General features: G+C 56.6%; 17 protein-coding genes. 8 read left to right on the forward strand and 9 right to left on the reverse strand.

Translation table 11 applies throughout. The features are described from left to right. Positions 1-18: 18 nt before the first annotated feature. Together AC27HQ_RS07515 and AC27HQ_RS07520 are read right to left on the reverse strand one after the other, a co-directional pair. Positions 19-387: a VOC family protein gene (locus AC27HQ_RS07515; protein ID WP_487155535.1), complete on the reverse strand. Its 369-nt coding sequence runs from the start codon at positions 385-387 to the stop codon at positions 19-21. A 63-nt stretch (positions 388-450) separates the two neighbouring features. Continuing rightward, positions 451-1701, reverse strand: a complete 1251-nt coding sequence (locus AC27HQ_RS07520) for a serine hydrolase domain-containing protein (protein ID WP_487155536.1) — start codon at positions 1699-1701, stop codon at positions 451-453. Positions 1702-1968: 267 nt separating this feature from the next. On the opposite strand from AC27HQ_RS07520, the gene msrB reads away from it, so the two are divergent. From msrB to AC27HQ_RS07540, 4 genes are all read left to right on the forward strand, one after another. After that, entirely contained in the window at positions 1969-2490 is a 522-nt protein-coding gene (gene msrB / locus AC27HQ_RS07525) for a peptide-methionine (R)-S-oxide reductase MsrB (protein WP_487155537.1), read from the forward strand. Positions 2491-2492: 2 nt separating this feature from the next. Then, complete coding sequence (gene msrA, locus AC27HQ_RS07530; RefSeq protein WP_487155538.1) at positions 2493-3101, forward strand: peptide-methionine (S)-S-oxide reductase MsrA; 609 nt, start codon at positions 2493-2495, stop codon at positions 3099-3101. A 71-nt stretch (positions 3102-3172) separates the two neighbouring features. After that, entirely contained in the window at positions 3173-3652 is a 480-nt protein-coding gene (locus AC27HQ_RS07535; protein ID WP_487155539.1) for an FKBP-type peptidyl-prolyl cis-trans isomerase, read from the forward strand. A gap of 132 nt (positions 3653-3784) precedes the next feature. Beyond that, positions 3785-3961 carry a hypothetical protein gene (locus tag AC27HQ_RS07540; protein WP_487155540.1) on the forward strand — a complete coding sequence of 59 codons (177 nt, stop codon included), beginning with the start codon at positions 3785-3787 and terminating at the stop codon, positions 3959-3961. Between the two features lie 31 nt (positions 3962-3992). Here the strand turns inward: AC27HQ_RS07540 and AC27HQ_RS07545 are convergent, their stop codons facing one another. Both AC27HQ_RS07545 and AC27HQ_RS07550 read right to left on the reverse strand, forming a co-directional pair. Beyond that, complete coding sequence (locus AC27HQ_RS07545) at positions 3993-5894, reverse strand: MFS transporter (protein ID WP_487155541.1); 1902 nt, start codon at positions 5892-5894, stop codon at positions 3993-3995. A 149-nt stretch (positions 5895-6043) separates the two neighbouring features. After that, positions 6044-7480, reverse strand: a complete 1437-nt coding sequence (locus tag AC27HQ_RS07550; RefSeq protein ID WP_487155542.1) for an MFS transporter — start codon at positions 7478-7480, stop codon at positions 6044-6046. A 361-nt stretch (positions 7481-7841) separates the two neighbouring features. On the opposite strand from AC27HQ_RS07550, the gene AC27HQ_RS07555 reads away from it, so the two are divergent. From AC27HQ_RS07555 to AC27HQ_RS07570, 4 genes are all read left to right on the forward strand, one after another. Further along, the gene (locus tag AC27HQ_RS07555) at positions 7842-9017 is read left to right on the forward strand and encodes a YbfB/YjiJ family MFS transporter (protein ID WP_487155543.1); all 1176 of its coding nucleotides are present in this window, start codon (positions 7842-7844) and stop codon (positions 9015-9017) included. A gap of 94 nt (positions 9018-9111) precedes the next feature. Continuing rightward, the gene (locus tag AC27HQ_RS07560; RefSeq protein ID WP_487155544.1) at positions 9112-9990 is read left to right on the forward strand and encodes a DUF6279 family lipoprotein; all 879 of its coding nucleotides are present in this window, start codon (positions 9112-9114) and stop codon (positions 9988-9990) included. Positions 9991-10041: 51 nt separating this feature from the next. Continuing rightward, positions 10042-10467, forward strand: a complete 426-nt coding sequence (locus AC27HQ_RS07565) for an anti-virulence regulator CigR family protein (protein ID WP_487155545.1) — start codon at positions 10042-10044, stop codon at positions 10465-10467. 108 nt (positions 10468-10575) lie between these two features. Continuing rightward, positions 10576-11631, forward strand: a complete 1056-nt coding sequence (locus AC27HQ_RS07570; protein ID WP_487155546.1) for an NAD(P)-dependent alcohol dehydrogenase — start codon at positions 10576-10578, stop codon at positions 11629-11631. A 52-nt stretch (positions 11632-11683) separates the two neighbouring features. Here the strand turns inward: AC27HQ_RS07570 and pyrF are convergent, their stop codons facing one another. The 5 genes from pyrF to rpsA all read right to left on the reverse strand — a co-directional run bounded on the left by pyrF (position 11684) and on the right by rpsA (position 16244). Beyond that, entirely contained in the window at positions 11684-12385 is a 702-nt protein-coding gene (pyrF, locus tag AC27HQ_RS07575; protein WP_487155547.1) for an orotidine-5'-phosphate decarboxylase, read from the reverse strand. A gap of 38 nt (positions 12386-12423) precedes the next feature. Further along, positions 12424-13602, reverse strand: coding sequence for a lipopolysaccharide assembly protein LapB (lapB, locus tag AC27HQ_RS07580; RefSeq protein WP_487155548.1), 1179 nt, complete (start codon positions 13600-13602; stop codon positions 12424-12426). Positions 13603-13607: 5 nt separating this feature from the next. After that, entirely contained in the window at positions 13608-13907 is a 300-nt protein-coding gene (locus AC27HQ_RS07585; protein ID WP_487155549.1) for a lipopolysaccharide assembly protein LapA domain-containing protein, read from the reverse strand. Positions 13908-13974: 67 nt separating this feature from the next. Next, entirely contained in the window at positions 13975-14268 is a 294-nt protein-coding gene (ihfB, locus tag AC27HQ_RS07590) for an integration host factor subunit beta (protein WP_487155550.1), read from the reverse strand. Positions 14269-14561: 293 nt separating this feature from the next. Beyond that, a complete protein-coding gene (rpsA, locus tag AC27HQ_RS07595; protein WP_487155551.1) occupies positions 14562-16244 on the reverse strand; it encodes a 30S ribosomal protein S1 in 1683 nt (560 codons plus the stop codon). Between the last annotated feature and the right edge of the window lie 116 nt (positions 16245-16360).

The raw sequence follows: 16360 nt of genomic DNA on the forward strand, positions 1-16360 counted from the left end.
GCACCCTGTCAGAGACAATCAGCCCAGATAGTAGAAGGCCAACTTGTTGCCGTCGGCATCCCGCACATAGGCACCGTAAAAAGTTGGCATACGCTGCCCCGGTGCTCCATCATCGGTGGCACCCAGACCCAACGCCTTTTTGTACAGGGCATCTACCGCCTCCTTCGAGGCACCCGGAATAGCAACCATGTTGCCGTTACCGGGATTGGCAGGCTCACCGTTGTAGGGCGAACAGACGGCCAACATAGGCTTGTCAAAGCCTGAGCCAATCATCGCCAACCGCCCTACATCCAGCAGAACCTTGGCGCCCATATCTGACAACAACTCCAGGTAAAACGCCTTCGACTTCTCAAGGTCATTGGTACCGATAGTGACGTATCCAATCATGGTGCTCTCTCATTGCAGTGGTTTCAGATCCCGGTGGCGGTTGCCACCGGGTACAACAGGAAATCAGGGTGCGGGACGATAGAGAATGTGGCTGACAGTGCCGTGCACGACTCGTGAGTGACGATAGTCGGTGTTCTGCATCATGCCCAGCGTAATGATCTGATTGGTGGGGTCGACCCACATCCAGGGACCATGGATACCCCACCACCAGTAGGTATCAACCGGCAGGTGCTCGGCGGCAACGGAATCATTCACCACCGCGACATTCAGACCAAAGGTATTGCCTGGCGCCCAGTTCGGACCGTCTACGCCTTCTGGCAACTGATCACTGCGCATCATCTGCACGGTTTCAGGCTTGAGCAGACGAACGCCGTCCAACTCTCCTTCGTTCAGCAGCATGCGGGCAAAACGCAAGTAGTCGTCCATGGTCGATACAAGGCCGCCACCGCCATTCAAAAAGGTCGGCTTGCTCAACCAGCCTTCGTTGGGAAATGGCTGAAGACCACTTTCAGTGGGGGTATACGACAGGGCAAAACGGTCCTGTTTGCTTTCCGGCACGTAGAATCCGGTATCGACCATGCCCAGCGGGGTAAAGATGCGCTGCTGCAGGAATTCATCAAAGGCCATGCCCGACAGCACTTCCACCAGCCGCGCCTGGATATCCACCGAGATACTATAGTGCCATTGCGTGCCGGGCTGCTGCCGCAGTGGAATACGACTCAGTTTGGTCATCATGTCAGCCAGTGTGGTATCGATATTCTGGATATCTTCACTGACATACAGACTGTCGGTGTATGACTGCGAAAAACGCCCATAGCTGAAGCCAGCGGTATGGGTCATCAGCTCACGAATGGTGATCGGATGATTGGCTGGCTCGGTTTCAAGCGCCTTGTCGGGAAAGCCAGGCAGCTCAACACGCAAATCGCGCATTTCCGGCAAGTAGTTTCCTACCGGGTCATCCAGATTGAACTTGCCCTCTTCAAACAGCATCAACAGGGCCGTGCCGGTGATCGGCTTGGTCAGCGAGAAAATCTTGTAAATCGTGTCATCTGCCAAAGGTGTATGACTCTCCACATTCTGGAAACCGACGTTCTGGCGATGAATCACCTCGCCGTCCTGCCATACCAGTGTTGAGATACCAGCCAGCTTCTGTTCTGCCACCTGAGCCTGCATGGCGCCGCCAAGCATCTGCAACCGAGGCTCTGAAATACGGTATTGACTCAGTTCGGCGGTCTCAGCCTGGAGTGAGACGCTGCTGAAGAGAGCAGCCAGCGCCAATGGCAAGAGTGCGGCGCGATGAAAAACCCTGTTCATGCTAGAACCTCTACAATTGTTATATATTTTGATATTAGAGTAACTACTCAGTACAAGTAAGTGGTCTGGCGCCACCAACAACGCGTCCGAGCGTGCCACAAAGTACCTGTCAGTACTGAAAAGACACAATAGCTGATTATGTTCAGGCTGTGCTGCCCCTTATTACTACCGATAACGACATCTTATGAAACGATTGACGGACTACAACATGTGCACTTTTTCCCGTGAGGCCTAGTCTGAAACTGGAACTGAATGAGGTTACGCCCGATGAAACGCAGAACCCTGCTGAGTGGTCTGATCACCCTTCCCTTGTTGCCCGGCATGAGCAGACTCAGCCTGGCCGAATCCATGGAACATGAGACTGGCATGACCGTTACCCCTTTGGATCTTCCTCACAGCCATTGGCGCGACAAGGTCTCGGCAGAAGCATGGAATGTGCTGTTCGAAGAAGCCACCGAACGCGCCGGCAGCAGTCCGCTGGACAAGGTCTATGACCCCGGCAGCTATATCTGCGCCGCCTGTTATCTGCCGCTGTTTCGCAGCGAGGACAAGTTCGACAGTGGCACCGGCTGGCCAAGCTTTACCCAACCCATCGAAGGCAGCATGGGCACCAAGCAGGACTTCAAACTGATCTGGCCGCGCACCGAATACCATTGCGCCCGCTGCGGCGGCCACCAGGGCCACGTATTCAATGATGGTCCGCCGCCGACCGGGCAGCGCTGGTGCAACAACGGTCTGGCCCTGCGCTTTATACCGGCAACCGATGCCCTGCCAGAGCTCAGGAGTTGATCATGCAAAAAATCACGCTGTTTTTAATCGCTTGCTTGCTGAGCCTGACCAGCCAAGCCAACGAACCCCTTACCAGCGGCCCGGAAGGCAGCAGCATGGCGGTGTTTGCCGGCGGCTGCTTCTGGTGTACAGAGGCCGACTTCGACAAGCTACCAGGCGTGCTTGATACCGTCTCAGGCTACATTGGCGGCACCGCAGACAGCGCTAATTACCCCGAGGTCTCAGCCGGCTCGACCGATCATATAGAAGCAGTAGCGGTGTTCTACGACCCGGATAAAACCAGCTTCAGTCAACTGGTCGAGGCCTTTTGGCCAACCATTGATCCGCTGACCCCGAATGCCCAGTTCTGTGACAGCGGTCGGCAATACCGCAGCGCCTTGTTTCACGCCAACCCGGAACAGGAACAGATCATTCGCGCATCGCTCGACAATCTGAGGTTATCGGGCAAACTGGATGGCCAGATCGTGACTGAAGTTCTGCCCCAGACCCCGTTCTATGCCGCCGAGGATTATCATCAGGACTACTACCAGAAAAACCCACTGCGGTATAACTTCTACCGCAGCCGTTGCGGGCGAGATGATCGGCTGGCCGAGCTCTGGGGAGAGAAATAGCGATACGCCATGGAAAATGCCGGCGATGCACGGGATAATGCGCGCTGTCATTTTCCCCTGAGCGAATAACAATGCAGATCAGCAAGAACAGTGTCGTCCAGTTTCACTACACCCTGTCCGATGCCACAGGCGAAATCGAAAGTTCCCGGCAGCATGATCCAGTGCTCTATCTCCATGGCCAGGCGGGCTTGATTGACGGCCTGGTAGAGGCCCTTGAGGGGCGTCAGGCCGGCGACAGCTTCAGCGTGACCCTCCCCGTGGACAAGGCCTACGGCCCGCGTCAGGACAATGCCGTCCAGAAAGTCCAGATCAAGCATCTGCAGGGCGCCAAGAAGTGGAAACCCGGCATGATCGCGGTGATCGAGACTGAGCAGGGTCCGCGTCAGGTCAGTATCGTCAAGGTCGGCTTGAGTCAGGCTGAAGTCGATACCAACCACCCGCTGGCTGGCAAGGAACTGACCTTTGAGGTCGAGATTCTGTCTGTACGCGAAGCCAGTGAAGAAGAGATCGCCCATGGGCATGCGCATGGTGCCGGTGGCCATCTGCATTAAGCGACCACTCTTTCAACAGCAGTGCCTGCCCCTGAATGAGCTGCATGTCAAGTCTTTCAGGGGTTTTCACATAGCCAAGGAAGGCCGGTTCGTGTAGTATAGGTCGCCTACTTTTTGAACAGGCAGGTGACCATGACCGCTAAAACGGCTCCAAGCAAACGCAAGGCAGACGCTGCCGTTGCTACAAGCCAATCAATCGACAACCAGATTGATGCCTTTCTCGCTTCGGGCGGGCAAATTCAGCATATCCCCAACGGCAAGAGTGGTCAGGTTTACGGTGCACCGCGCCCAGGCCGTCCCGCCAAGTAACAGCCTGCTAGCCATTTATGCCGGTAAGGCCCTAAGGGGCGTTACCGCGCAGCTCCCCTACTTTCAACTGCAAGTTTTCCGGGCTGGCCTGTTCAGGTACTAGCGGCTGCCCTGCAACCAGGCAGACCCGCGACCAGACTCGACGAAACAGCCCCTTGTGCGGCGCTCGACTGAAAAAACTGCCCCACAACCCGCGCAAAGCCATGGGAATCACCGGCACCGCGTTGCTCTCGAGAATCCGCACTATGCCATTGCGAAATTCATTGATCTGACCGTCTGCCGTCAACTTGCCTTCCGGGAAGATGCACACCACCTCACCGTTATCCAGGTACGCTCGAATGCGTTCGAAGGCCCGTTCGTATATTTGCTCGTCCTCATGCCGAGCGGCAATCGGAATGGTGCCTGCGGTTCGGAAAATGAAATTCAGTACCGGCAGATTGTAGATCTTGTAGTACATCACGAAGCGCACCGGCCGTCGTACCGCACCGCCAATCAGCAAAGCATCGACAAAGGACACGTGGTTGCACACCAGTACGCAGCCACCCTCGTCCGGGATGGCTTCGAGATTGTCATGGGTAACGCGGTACATCGAGTGGCTCAGCAGCCAGATCAAAAACCGCATGCTGAACTCGGGGACGATCTTGAAGATATAGGTATTGACCGCCACATTCATCAGCGAGATGACCAGAAACAGCTCCGGAATCGACAAACCCGCGACCGACAGCAAGAGTATTGCCACCAACGCCGAGCAGACCATCAGCAAGGCATTGAGAATATTGTTGGCGGCAATTACCCGCGCCCGCTCGTGTTCCTGGGTACGGGTTTGAATCAGGGCGTACAGCGGCACGATATAAAACCCGCCAAAGATCCCAATACCCAGAATGCAACCCAGGATCGACCAGGCACCGGGCTGAGCCAGCAGCGTCAGCCAGCTGTATTGATCCACGGAGGGCGCGACGCTGTCCGCCACGGACCAGAGCAACAAACCAAAAATGGTCAGCCCCAGGGAGCCGAAGGGTACCAGACCGATTTCAACCTTGCGCCCGGACAAACGCTCACAGAGCAGCGAGCCGGTGGCAATACCAATCGAGAACACCATCAGAACCAGGGTCACGACACTTTCGTCGCCGTGCAGGTAATCCTTGGTGAAACCAGGGATCTGCGTGAGATAGGTTGCACCAAGAAACCAGAACCAGGAGTTGCCGAGCAAGGAACGCGATACCGAGGGCACCTGGCGGACCAGACCCAGATGCAGGATGGCCCAGGATTGCCGGAAGATATTCCAGTCCAGCTGCAGCTCAGGCAGGCTGGCCGCCGCCCGGGGTACACCGTGACTGGCCAGGTAGCCAAGCACCGCAACCACCACGACCGAGGCGCCGACCCAGGCCGCCCAATGCTCCCCTGACATAAGAATACCGGCATACAGCGTACCGCCGAGAATCGCCAGAAAGGTACCCATTTCCACCAGACCATTGCCGCCAACCAGCTCTTCTTCCTGCAAGTGCTGGGGCAGGATCGAGTATTTGACCGGCCCAAACAGCGCCGACTGCACACCCATACCGAACAGCACCAGTAGCATCAGCGGCAAGCTGCCAAACATCAGGCTGGCAGCACCGACCAGCATGATGACGATCTCGCCCAGTTTGATGGTACGAATCAGTGCATCCTTGGCAAACTTCTCGCCAAACTGGCCGCCCAGCGCTGAAAACAGAAAAAACGGCAGGATAAACAACATGGCGCAGAGATTGATCAGCAGATCGCGCTGACCTTGACCATCGGCATCACCCGCACTGCCCAGGGTCAACTTATACAGAATGGCCAGAATCAATGCCTGTTTGAAGACATTGTCGTTGAAGGCCCCAAGGAATTGGGTAACGAAATACGGCAGGAAACGACGCTTGCCGAGAAGACTGAACTGGGACTGCTGGGACATATACCGAACTTCCTTGATGACGGGTCCTGGGGAATCGCTGAATAGTTCCTTGTTATGGGATGACAGCATAACGGAGTCAGGACACTTTCGGCAGCCATAAACGGCCAGGCCAACCCCTGTTCAAGAGCATTGGCCCGGCCTTGCCTGCATCAGGGCTGCTGCGGCTCCAGCTGCAGACGCACGTTACGACGCATAACCCATTGATGAATGCGCTCCTGACGCTCTGCGGTCAGCGGGTATTTCCAGGCAATCATGAAGGCGGTCATATACAGAATAACCGGACCCAGGATGTACAGCACACGCAGGGCCATCAATTGCGACTCGCTGTGCACGGTGGCCTGGGCATCAAAACCAACCAGCGCCAGCAAGCCCAGTGACAGACCCAGACCTATGGCCATGGCCAGCTTGTGCGCCATGCCGGACATGGCAAAGAACAGACCGGTGCGATGTTCCTTGCTCCGCGCCGTATCCAGATCAACGATATCGGCGAGCATGGACAAGGGCAGAAACTGGAATGCGGCAAAACAGAAGCCCTTGAGCGCAAACATGGCAGCAAAAATGCCCAACTGGCCGGGCTGCAGAAAGAACATGCCAATGATGCTGGCACTGGATACGGCAACGGCAACACAGAACGCCTTGTGCTTGCCAATTCGCTTACCGGCAATCAGCCAGAACGGAATGCCGAGAATACCCACACCGAAATACACCAGATACATCAAGCCGATATGCGCCTGAATCTGGATAACATGCTGCATGAAGAACACCGACAATGCGTTGCGGAAAGACTCACCGGTCACCACAATCAACAGAATCAACATCATGCGTTTGAACGGGCCGTTGTTTTTCAGGACCCGGAAGCCCTTTTTCCACTCAGTCCGCTGAACCGATTTGGGTGGCACTTCCTTGACGCAGCACACCACCAGAATCACCGTGATTGGCAGGAGAATCAACAGCATCCAGGCCATACCGGCGAGGATCGGACCATAGCCGGTGCTCAGCTGCCCATCATTGCCCAGTAGCCAGATCGCCGTCTGCATCACGGCACCCTCGGTATCACCAGCTTCGTAGCGCTTACCCAGACTTTGCACAATCGCCGGGGCCAGAGCGGCCATGAACAGGCCCAGCAGAATAAAACCCTCACGGGCAGCCGTAACGCGACTACGTTGGTGGTAGGCCGGTGACAACTCCGCGCCCCAGGCACCATAGGGCAAGGTGACCATGGTCCAACCCAAATACATCAATACGGTCCAGAGCAGTAAATGACCGATTCCTATCCCATCCGGGGGCATGAAGATCATCACCGTGCCCAGCAACATGATGGGCATGCCCATCAACAACCAGGGCTTGCGACGCCCGATGCGGGTCTGCCAGCGGTCACTCAGGGTACCGATCAGCGGGTCGGTTATCACATCCGAAAAACGCGCAATGACCAGCACCAGTGCCATCAAAGCCATATTCAAGCCCACTTCCTGAGCATAGAACGGCGGTAAATACACGACTAACGGGTAACCAATCACGGCCAGGGGAATACCTACCGAGCCATGAATAAGAATGGTTGAGCGCTTCAAAACACCGGACTGACTCATACTTCACTCCCACTGAGTGCCTGACTTGTTATTGTGATTGCACGGCCCGGCGTGCATGCCGGTCAGTCAAGGCTGACCGGCATAACAACGAGGCTGATTTGATTCTATGCGAGCACGTTAGCTTTACAACTACATCTGACTAACAAGTCAGGTTACTGGGTGACTTGATCCGCACCCGGAGCCCCGCAGGATGGTGCCAGCCCTTGAACCGCAAGCGCTGCAGAAACTATCAGAAGCAAGGATAAGCTTTATTCACCGGACTTATGACCATGTACGCGCATGAATAAACGTTCACCGCGACGCTGACTGGCCTGTCTGGCATCACCGCGTTACCATGCGGCAACTGTCCTGGAGTTGCCTCTTGCCTGTATCAAATCCCTCCATTTTGCGCGTCATTTGTGCCGGCGCTCTGTTGCTGCTGGTCGTTCACGGCCTGGGGCGATTCATCTTTACCCCGCTGATGCCGTTACTGGTCGCTGATGGTCAATTGCTGGTCAGCCAGGCAGCCAATCTGGCCAGTTGGAACTACCTTGGTTACCTACTGGGTGCGCTGATGGCCATGCGCTGGTCGAGCCTGGATAAACTCAGACGCGCCATACCGGCAGCTCTTGCCCTGCACTGCCTGACACTGCTGCTGCTTAGCCAGACCGAACACGTCAGCCTGATTGCTGTGCTGAGGCTGCTCAATGGCATCAGCAACGGACTGGTATTCGTACTGGTCCCGGCGTTGGTCATGGAATGGCTGGTAGAGCGTGGCAAAGTGCGCGCCAGCGGCCTGATTTATCTGGGAGTAGGTACCGGCCTGCTGCTGTCCAGCGCACTGGTCAGCCTCAGCGCTCCATGGCTCAGCCAGGCACAACGCTGGTGGCCCGCTGCGCTATTGAGCCTGCCTTTGGCCTGGTGGAGCTGGCAGGTGTTGTCGTCCTTGCACATTAGCCATGGCAGTTCTGATGCCAGCAACAGCCTACCCGCGCGTCAGGCCCTGTTTGACCGTCACAGTCTGCCGCTTTTTTACGCTTATGCCGGCGCGGGCCTCGGTTACATTCTGCCCATGACCTTTCTGCCTATGCTGGCCAGTCTGCAATTGGGCAGCGACGATGCGATGGTCAGCCACAGCTGGTTGATCGTCTCACTGGCCGCCCTGCCCTCGACCTGGCTTTGGAACCACCTGGGCAGTCGTTTTGGCGACCGCAATGTGCTGTTGCTCAACTATGCCTTGCAACTGAGCGGGGTGCTCGCTGCACTCTTGCTCCCCCCTGCGCTAGGTATCGCTCTGTGCAGCCTGTTGATCGGCAGCAGTTTTCTTGGGGCGGTATTGCTTACTCAGCGTTTGGCGCGTGCCCTGCAGCCCGGGCAAGGGCCAAGATTATCGGCAGCACTGATTGCCCTGTACGGTTTGACCCAGCTGGCGGCACCCTGGTTGTCGCAATTCTGGCTGGCCCGCAATGGTGCTCTGGCAGATACCCTGTGGTTGGGTGCGGCGGCACTGTTTTTCAGCCTGCTGTGCATGGCCTGGGTAAAGGACTTGCGCCACTGAGCAGCGGCTGGACTGACGACAAATGAAACATCTCGACCTTACTGGCCGACGGACATGCGGCTAGACTGAAACCTGACAATTATGGACAAAGCTTATGCGCAGGTCATTGAGGCTTATCGCGGTGACGTTAATGCTGGCCCTGCTGAGCAGTTGCAGCGCAACCAAGCTGGCCTACGACAATATTGAGTGGCTGGTGAACTGGAAGAGCGGCGATTACGTCAGCCTGACCCGTGAGCAGAAGCGCTGGCTCATTGAAGAGATCCGCGCGCACCGCAACTGGCACTGCAGCAGCGAACTACCACGCTACCAGACGCTGATCGGACAACTGCAGCCAGGCCTGGCAGGTGATGCCATTCAGCCTGAATACCTGATTGAGCGGATACCCGAGATCGAGCCCGCAATAGACAGGGTTCTGCAACAGATAGCCCCGACCGTGGCAACCCTGCTCAGCCAAATGAGCCAGGAGCAGGTCGAGGAACTGAAAGCCAATCTGGCTAAACAACAGGAAGAGCTGCGCAGCCGCTTTGTTGCACCAGATGAAGCCACCCAAAGCAGTCAGCGTAGCGAGCGTCTGGAAAAGCGCCTGAAGCCCTGGCTGGGCAGCCTGAGTCGCGAACAGCGCAACCGCATAAACCAATGGTCTGATCAGATGCACGGTCAGAACCGCGTCTGGCTGGATAACCGCCAATTCTGGCTGGAACAGTTTACCGCCGCACTGGCGCACCGACAGGAGCCGGGCTTTGATCAACGCATCGTCAGCCTGCTGACCGACCGCCAGCAATTCTGGACGGACGAGTCCCGCCAGCGTACCGAGATCAATACAGCCCTGGCGGCGGATATGCTCTCGGATGTGCTGCAAATGGCCTCATCACGCCAGACGCAGCGCATGTCCGGCCGCCTTGAGACACTGCGTGGCGACCTGGCGCAACTGGAATGCAACCGACCCAGCACGGCACAGCATTTCATTCGATGACAAATGCCAGTGGGTGGAGGATGATCAGGTGATCTCAACTGGAGATCTACCATGCACCTGCCCCGCCTGCCCCTATTGGCCCTGAGTACGCTTTGCCTGCTTGCCAGCCCGTTGCTGCTGGCCCAACCACCGCATGATCGTGGCACGTCCTCGCACAACCTGGGCCACCCGTCAGGCTCACCGCGGCACACTGATGAGCGCAGCACTCAACTCTTTGACGAGCAGATGGTACGCAGTGTACTGCGCAGTCAGCATCAATACCTGCAACCCGCTCAGCCCCTGCCACCGGGTATCCGACGCAACCTGGCGCGCGGCAAACCACTGCCCCCGGGCATCGCTCGTCAGTTCGACGCACGCCTGAATAACCAACTACCGAGAATCGATGGTTATGAATGGCGCCAGGTCGGCACCGATGCGGTACTGGTGGCGGTCACAACCGGCGTCATTGAGGCAGTAATAGACCGTATTTTTGACTGAATCCGCCTGCCTTCATCGCACTGATGTCAAAGGCCTTGATCAGGATCAACCTATACTCGAGCAGGACGCTCTAGAGTAACCAAGGTTGCTTAATCCGAGGAGGCCCGCATGAACACTATGAAGGCAGCAGTCTTTGTCGAACCGGGACGTATCGAAATCCAGCAGCGTCCGATCCCGGTCCCTGGTCCGACTGACGCGGTTCTTCGCGTCACCACGACAACCATCTGTGGCACCGACGTGCATATCCTCAAGGGCGAATACCCGGTCAAGCCTGGCCTGATTGTAGGCCATGAGCCTGTGGGTGTGATTGCCAAGCTGGGCAATGCCGTGACCGGCTACAAGGAAGGCCAGCGTGTGATTGCCGGCGCCATAACGCCCTGCGGTCAGTGCCACCCCTGCCTGGACGGGGTGTCCAGCCAATGTGGTGGCAAGGCCATGGGTGGCTGGCAGTTGGGCAACAGTATCGACGGCTGTCAGGCCGAATATGTGCTGATCCCCAACGCCCAGGCCAACCTGACCCCGGTACCCGACAACCTCAGTGATGAACAGGTCTTGATGTGCCCTGATATCATGAGCACCGGGTTTGGCGGCGCTGAAAACGGACATATCCGCATTGGCGATACGGTCGCCATCTTTGCTCAGGGTCCGATCGGTCTGTGCGCGACGGCTGGGGCCAAACTCATGGGCGCAACCCGGATCATTGTTGTGGATGGCGTGCCTGAGCGCCTGGCTATCGCCCGCCAACTGGGCGCGGATATCACCATCAATTTCAAGCAAGAAGACCCACTGGAACGCATCATGGCGCTGACCCAGGGTCTGGGTGTGGATGTCGCCATTGAGGCACTGGGTACCCAGCAAACCTTTGAGTCCTGCCTGCGCGTTCTCAAGCCCGGCGGTACGCTGTCCAGTCTTGGGGTCTACTCCGGCAAGCTGTCGATGCCGCTGGATGCCATTGCCGCCGGTCTCGGCGATCACAAGATTGTTACCACCCTGTGCCCGGGCGGCAAGGAGCGCATGCGCCGGTTAATGGCGGTAGTGGCTTCGGGTCGGGTAGATCTGACTGCGATGGTGACCCACCGCTTCAAGCTGGACGACATTGTCGAGGCCTATGACCTGTTCAGCCATCAGCGTGACGGTGTGCTGAAAATCGCCATTACCCCCTGACCTCAGGGTATTGAACAGACCCGCAGCCTGCAGCCGCGGGTCTGTTGTCAGCTCAGGCAGACAGACTTTGCAGAATCTCGTCCAGCGCCGCAGTAGGCGAACCGGCGCGGGTGATGGGACGGCCAATCACCAGGTAACTGCTGCCGTTTTCCAGGGCCTGGGCCGGCGTCACAATACGCTTCTGGTCATCGGCACTGCTGTCCACAGGTCTGATGCCCGGGGTTACCAGCAGGAAGTCGTCGCCCAGGGCACCACGCAAGGCCTTGGCTTCCCGCGCTGAACACACCACACCATCCAGCCCGCACTCCTGTGTCAGGCGCGCCAGACGCTGCACCTGAACCATGGGTTCGATATCCACACCCACTTCCAGCAGGTCTTCCTGCTCCAGGCTGGTCAACACGGTCACGGCCGTCAGCAATGGCCGTTGACCACTGCGCCGTTGCAGCACGTCACGACAGGCCTCCATCATGCGCCGCCCACCACTGGCGTGCACATTGACCATCCATACACCCAGCTCAGCAGCGGCATGCACGGCACTGGCGGTGGTATTGGGAATGTCATGGAATTTGAGGTCGAGAAAGATCTCGAAGCCGCGCTTTTGCAATTGTTCGACAACGGCCGGACCGGCACTGGTAAACAACTCTTTCCCGACCTTGAGGCGGCAGCGCTGGGGATCCAACTGATCAGCCAGGCGAGTGGCCAACGCAACATCAGCAAAGTCCAGGGCAACAATTACGGGGCTAGTACAAGGCATGCAGTATTCCTGTAGTTAAAGCGAGCGGGATGACTGTCTCAGGCAGTCTCACTCCCCTTGAGGGGTCTGATGGTCGACCAACCATGGCAAGTGGGGCATTGCCAATGCAGGCGCTTGGCTGAAAAACCGCAAGCGGAGCAGCGAAAAGCCGGCTTTCCCGTGATCAGCGCCTCGACAATAGACCGCAGGATCAGGAGATTGTCTCGCCCTCTGGCATCAACATGGTCACTATGCAGGTCAATCAAATAAAGCAATCCGCGTAGGGATGGCCGCTGCTGAATATGCCCGAGTACAAACCGACTGATCTCGCTGAGACTCGAAGAAGCACGCATTTCGTCTGCCTTGGCCAGAATCACCGGCATCGGCGAGTGTGCACTGGCAGCAATCACCTGATCAAGAAAGACCGGCATATTCAGGGCTGCATTATCAGCGCAGCGACGCATCAGCGGCAAGGCCTGAGGCACAAAGTCGCTATCCGTATCAGCCAATCGTTGCAGCCAGCGAGCGCCATCCCGTGCCTGTCCCTGGTCTATCTCCAGCTCGGCCAGCATCAACAGGGCGCGAATGCACTGAGCGTCTATCTCCAGCGCCTGCTTCAACAGGCTGCGAGCCTGCGGCAATTCATTGTTCTTCAGCGGCAGCTGAGCGCTTTCGCAATAATAATGGGCCAATGTGACAGAAAAGGCGGCGCGTTCGCGAAGCAGCTTGATACCCACCTGGATGGCCCGCTTCCAGTCGTGTTCGCGCTCATAGACCTTGACCAACTCGACCAGTGCCTCTTCTCGCAGCGGCGAGCGCACCTCCACCAGCTCTTCGAGCAAACGCTCAGCGCGATGATCCATCCCCACCGCCAGGTAATCCCTGGCCAGCTCAAGCTGCACATGATCAGCCTGTTCACGGCTCAGATTGGGGCGTGCCAATAAATTCTGATGCACCTTGATGGCCCGCTCAACGTCACCGCGCTGGCAGAACAGCTTGCCAATCGCAATATGCGTTTCAACGGTTTCAGGATTGACTTCAAGGGCACGAATAAAGGTTTCGATCGCCTCATCCGGCTGTTCGTTCAGCAGGTAGTTAAGGCCGATGAAGTACTGGCGATCCAGCGCACTGCCATGGGGCTTGAGCATGAACCCGACCTTGATTGCCTCACGCCGACCCAAATACCAGCCGATAGCCAGCGCAACGACAAAAAGGCCTAGGAACATCAGTTCCTGCATGGCAATCAGTCCTTGATGGCTTGCGTTCGCAGCTTGTCGATTTCCTTGCGGTATCTGTTCAACTCATTGCTTTGCACCATGAGTTTCAGACGCAGTCGCGTGGTAATCAGCCAGCCGATAAACACGCCCAACAGACTGCCCAGGATAAAGGCAATGACAACATAGAGGGATAATGGGAGGGCTGGCGATTGCTGCTCTAGAAACTGCAGTTGCACACTTTGCTGGTTTTCCAGCATGAAATCCAATGTGGCGAGGGCTACCAGCAATAGAAGTACGATGAGCACCGCGCGTTTAAGCCATTGCATACCACAACACTCCGATCCATTCGTGTGCTCGCAGTATAGCCCAGCCGCCGCGGTAGCAGATACCGCTTCAGGCTATTTGCAGGGATTCGTTCACACGGTCGCGTAATTCCTTGCCGGGCTTGAAGTGCGGGACATACTTGCCATCAAGCTCGACCGAGTCGCCGGTCTTGGGGTTACGACCAACCCGCGGCGCCCGGTAATGCAGTGAAAAACTGCCGAAACCGCGAATCTCGATGCGTTCACCCGTCGCCAGCGCCTGGGACATATGCTCCAGCATGGTTTTGATAGCCAACTCAACATCCTTTGCCGACAACTGCCCCTGTTGCTCGACGATACGCTCGATCAACTCCGACTTGGTCATGGTTTTTCCTTTTTATTCAATCGGCTAGATCCGTTTTCATCGGTTTTACCACGCTTGGGCTTTAGCGGCAAGCAGTAAGCTGCAAGTGACAAGCAGTACCTGCAGTCAACATAGAACTCCTTCCCCAAAGATTTTATAAACAGGCATACCTTTGCATCCACAACATCTACCGAATTGAACGGCTCAAGGATTCGGCTTTATAGCTTGTCGCTTTAGGCTTGCAGCATGGCGCCAAGCAGCGGGCACAAAAAAGGGCGACCGAAGTCGCCCTTTTTCTTGTGGATCACAAAGGCTTAGTTGCCCTTGTTCTCCATTTGCGCCTTGATCAGATCACCGATGGTGGTCGGACCGGAAGCGGCCATTTCCTGCTGACGCAGACCCTGGATGGCTTCTTTCTCGTCTTCAACGTCCTTGGCCTTGATGGACAGGCTGATGACGCGGCTCTTGCGGTCGATGCTGATGATCTTGGCTTCGACTTCGTCGCCAACATTCAACACGTTGCGCGCATCTTCAACACGATCACGGCTGATTTCGGAGGCTTTCAATGTGCCTTCGATTTCATCGGCCAGGGTTATTACAGCGCCCTTGGCGTCAACTTCCTTGACGATACCGTTGATGATGGTGCCTTTCTCGTTCAGCGAAGCGAAGTTGGAGAACGGATCGTCTTCCAGCTGCTTGACGCCCAGGGAGATGCGCTCGCGCTCCGGGTCAACAGACAGGATGACAGTTTCGATCTCGTCGCCCTTCTTGAAACGACGTACGGCTTCTTCGCCCACTTCGTTCCAGGAAATGTCGGACAGGTGAACCAGACCATCGATGCCGCCGTCCAGACCAATGAAGATACCGAAATCGGTGATCGACTTGATGGAGCCGGAGATCTTGTCGCCCTTGTTGAACTTGCTGGAGAACTCTTCCCATGGGTTCATCTTGCACTGCTTGATGCCCAGGGAGATACGACGACGGTCTTCGTCGATATCCAGAACCATGACTTCTACATCGTCGCCCACCTGGACAACTTTGGAAGGATGGATGTTCTTGTTGGTCCAATCCATTTCGGATACGTGTACCAGACCTTCAACGCCCTCTTCCAGCTCGGCAAAGCAGCCGTAATCGGTGAGGTTGGTGACCTTGGCGGTAACACGGGTACCTTCTGGGTAGCGACCAGTGATAGCGACCCATGGATCTTCGCCCAGCTGCTTCAGACCCAGAGAAACGCGGTTGCGCTCGCGGTCGAACTTCAGCACTTTGACGTCGATCTCGTCGCCAACATTGACGATTTCGGAAGGATGCTTGATACGCTTCCACGCCATGTCAGTGATGTGCAGCAGGCCGTCTACGCCGCCCAGATCGACGAATGCGCCGTAATCTGTGAGGTTCTTGACGATACCTTTGACAACCTGGCCTTCCTGCAGGGTTTCCAGCAGGGCTTCACGCTCGGCACTGTTCTCGGCTTCGAGGACGGCACGGCGGGAAACGACAACGTTGTTGCGCTTCTGGTCAAGCTTGATGACCTTGAATTCCAGTTCCTTGCCTTCCAGGTGGGTGGTGTCGCGCACAGGGCGGACATCGACCAGGGAGCCAGGCAGGAACGCGCGGATGGTGTTGACGTCGACGGTAAAGCCACCTTTGACCTTGCCGTTGATAACACCCTTGACGATTTCTTCTGCGGCGAAAGCTGCTTCGAGGACTTTCCAGGATTCGGCGCGCTTGGCCTTCTCACGGGACAGTTTGGTTTCACCGAAACCGTCTTCAACGGCTTCCAGTGCAACGTGAACCTCATCACCCACTTTGATGGTCAGCTCGCCCTGATCGTTCAGGAACTGCTCACGCGGGATGACACCTTCAGACTTCAAGCCAGCATGGACGGTGACCCAATCGGAGTCGATGTCCACGATGATACCGGTGATGATGGAACCCGGCTGCATGTCGAGGGTTACTAGACTTTCTTCAAAAAGTTCGGCAAAGCTTTCGCTCATTTGGAATCCTGTAAATGGTTATTTAGGCAGTAACCGCCTGGCCGCTTTGTATCGCGCGCCCTGCAGCCAACGTACCCGCCACATCACCAGCTAATGTGGGTTGATTATAAAATGAC

It is taken from the genome of Halopseudomonas sp. 4NH20-0008 (assembly GCF_057548395.1).

Excerpts from the sequence above, each read along its gene's own strand:
- AC27HQ_RS07515 (WP_487155535.1), bottom strand. The coding sequence starts at position 387 with ATGATTGGATACGTCACTATCGGTACCAATGACCTTGAGAAGTCGAAG.
- AC27HQ_RS07520 (WP_487155536.1), bottom strand. The coding sequence starts at position 1,701 with ATGAACAGGGTTTTTCATCGCGCCGCACTCTTGCCATTGGCGCTGGCT.
- msrB (WP_487155537.1), top strand. The coding sequence starts at position 1,969 with ATGAAACGCAGAACCCTGCTGAGTGGTCTGATCACCCTTCCCTTGTTG.
- msrA (WP_487155538.1), top strand. The coding sequence starts at position 2,493 with ATGCAAAAAATCACGCTGTTTTTAATCGCTTGCTTGCTGAGCCTGACC.
- AC27HQ_RS07535 (WP_487155539.1), top strand. The coding sequence starts at position 3,173 with ATGCAGATCAGCAAGAACAGTGTCGTCCAGTTTCACTACACCCTGTCC.
- AC27HQ_RS07540 (WP_487155540.1), top strand. The coding sequence starts at position 3,785 with ATGACCGCTAAAACGGCTCCAAGCAAACGCAAGGCAGACGCTGCCGTT.
- AC27HQ_RS07545 (WP_487155541.1), bottom strand. The coding sequence starts at position 5,894 with ATGTCCCAGCAGTCCCAGTTCAGTCTTCTCGGCAAGCGTCGTTTCCTG.
- AC27HQ_RS07550 (WP_487155542.1), bottom strand. The coding sequence starts at position 7,480 with ATGAGTCAGTCCGGTGTTTTGAAGCGCTCAACCATTCTTATTCATGGC.
- AC27HQ_RS07560 (WP_487155544.1), top strand. The coding sequence starts at position 9,112 with ATGCGCAGGTCATTGAGGCTTATCGCGGTGACGTTAATGCTGGCCCTG.
- AC27HQ_RS07565 (WP_487155545.1), top strand. The coding sequence starts at position 10,042 with ATGCACCTGCCCCGCCTGCCCCTATTGGCCCTGAGTACGCTTTGCCTG.
- AC27HQ_RS07570 (WP_487155546.1), top strand. The coding sequence starts at position 10,576 with ATGAACACTATGAAGGCAGCAGTCTTTGTCGAACCGGGACGTATCGAA.
- pyrF (WP_487155547.1), bottom strand. The coding sequence starts at position 12,385 with ATGCCTTGTACTAGCCCCGTAATTGTTGCCCTGGACTTTGCTGATGTT.
- lapB (WP_487155548.1), bottom strand. The coding sequence starts at position 13,602 with ATGCAGGAACTGATGTTCCTAGGCCTTTTTGTCGTTGCGCTGGCTATC.
- AC27HQ_RS07585 (WP_487155549.1), bottom strand. The coding sequence starts at position 13,907 with ATGCAATGGCTTAAACGCGCGGTGCTCATCGTACTTCTATTGCTGGTA.
- ihfB (WP_487155550.1), bottom strand. The coding sequence starts at position 14,268 with ATGACCAAGTCGGAGTTGATCGAGCGTATCGTCGAGCAACAGGGGCAG.
- rpsA (WP_487155551.1), bottom strand. The coding sequence starts at position 16,244 with ATGAGCGAAAGCTTTGCCGAACTTTTTGAAGAAAGTCTAGTAACCCTC.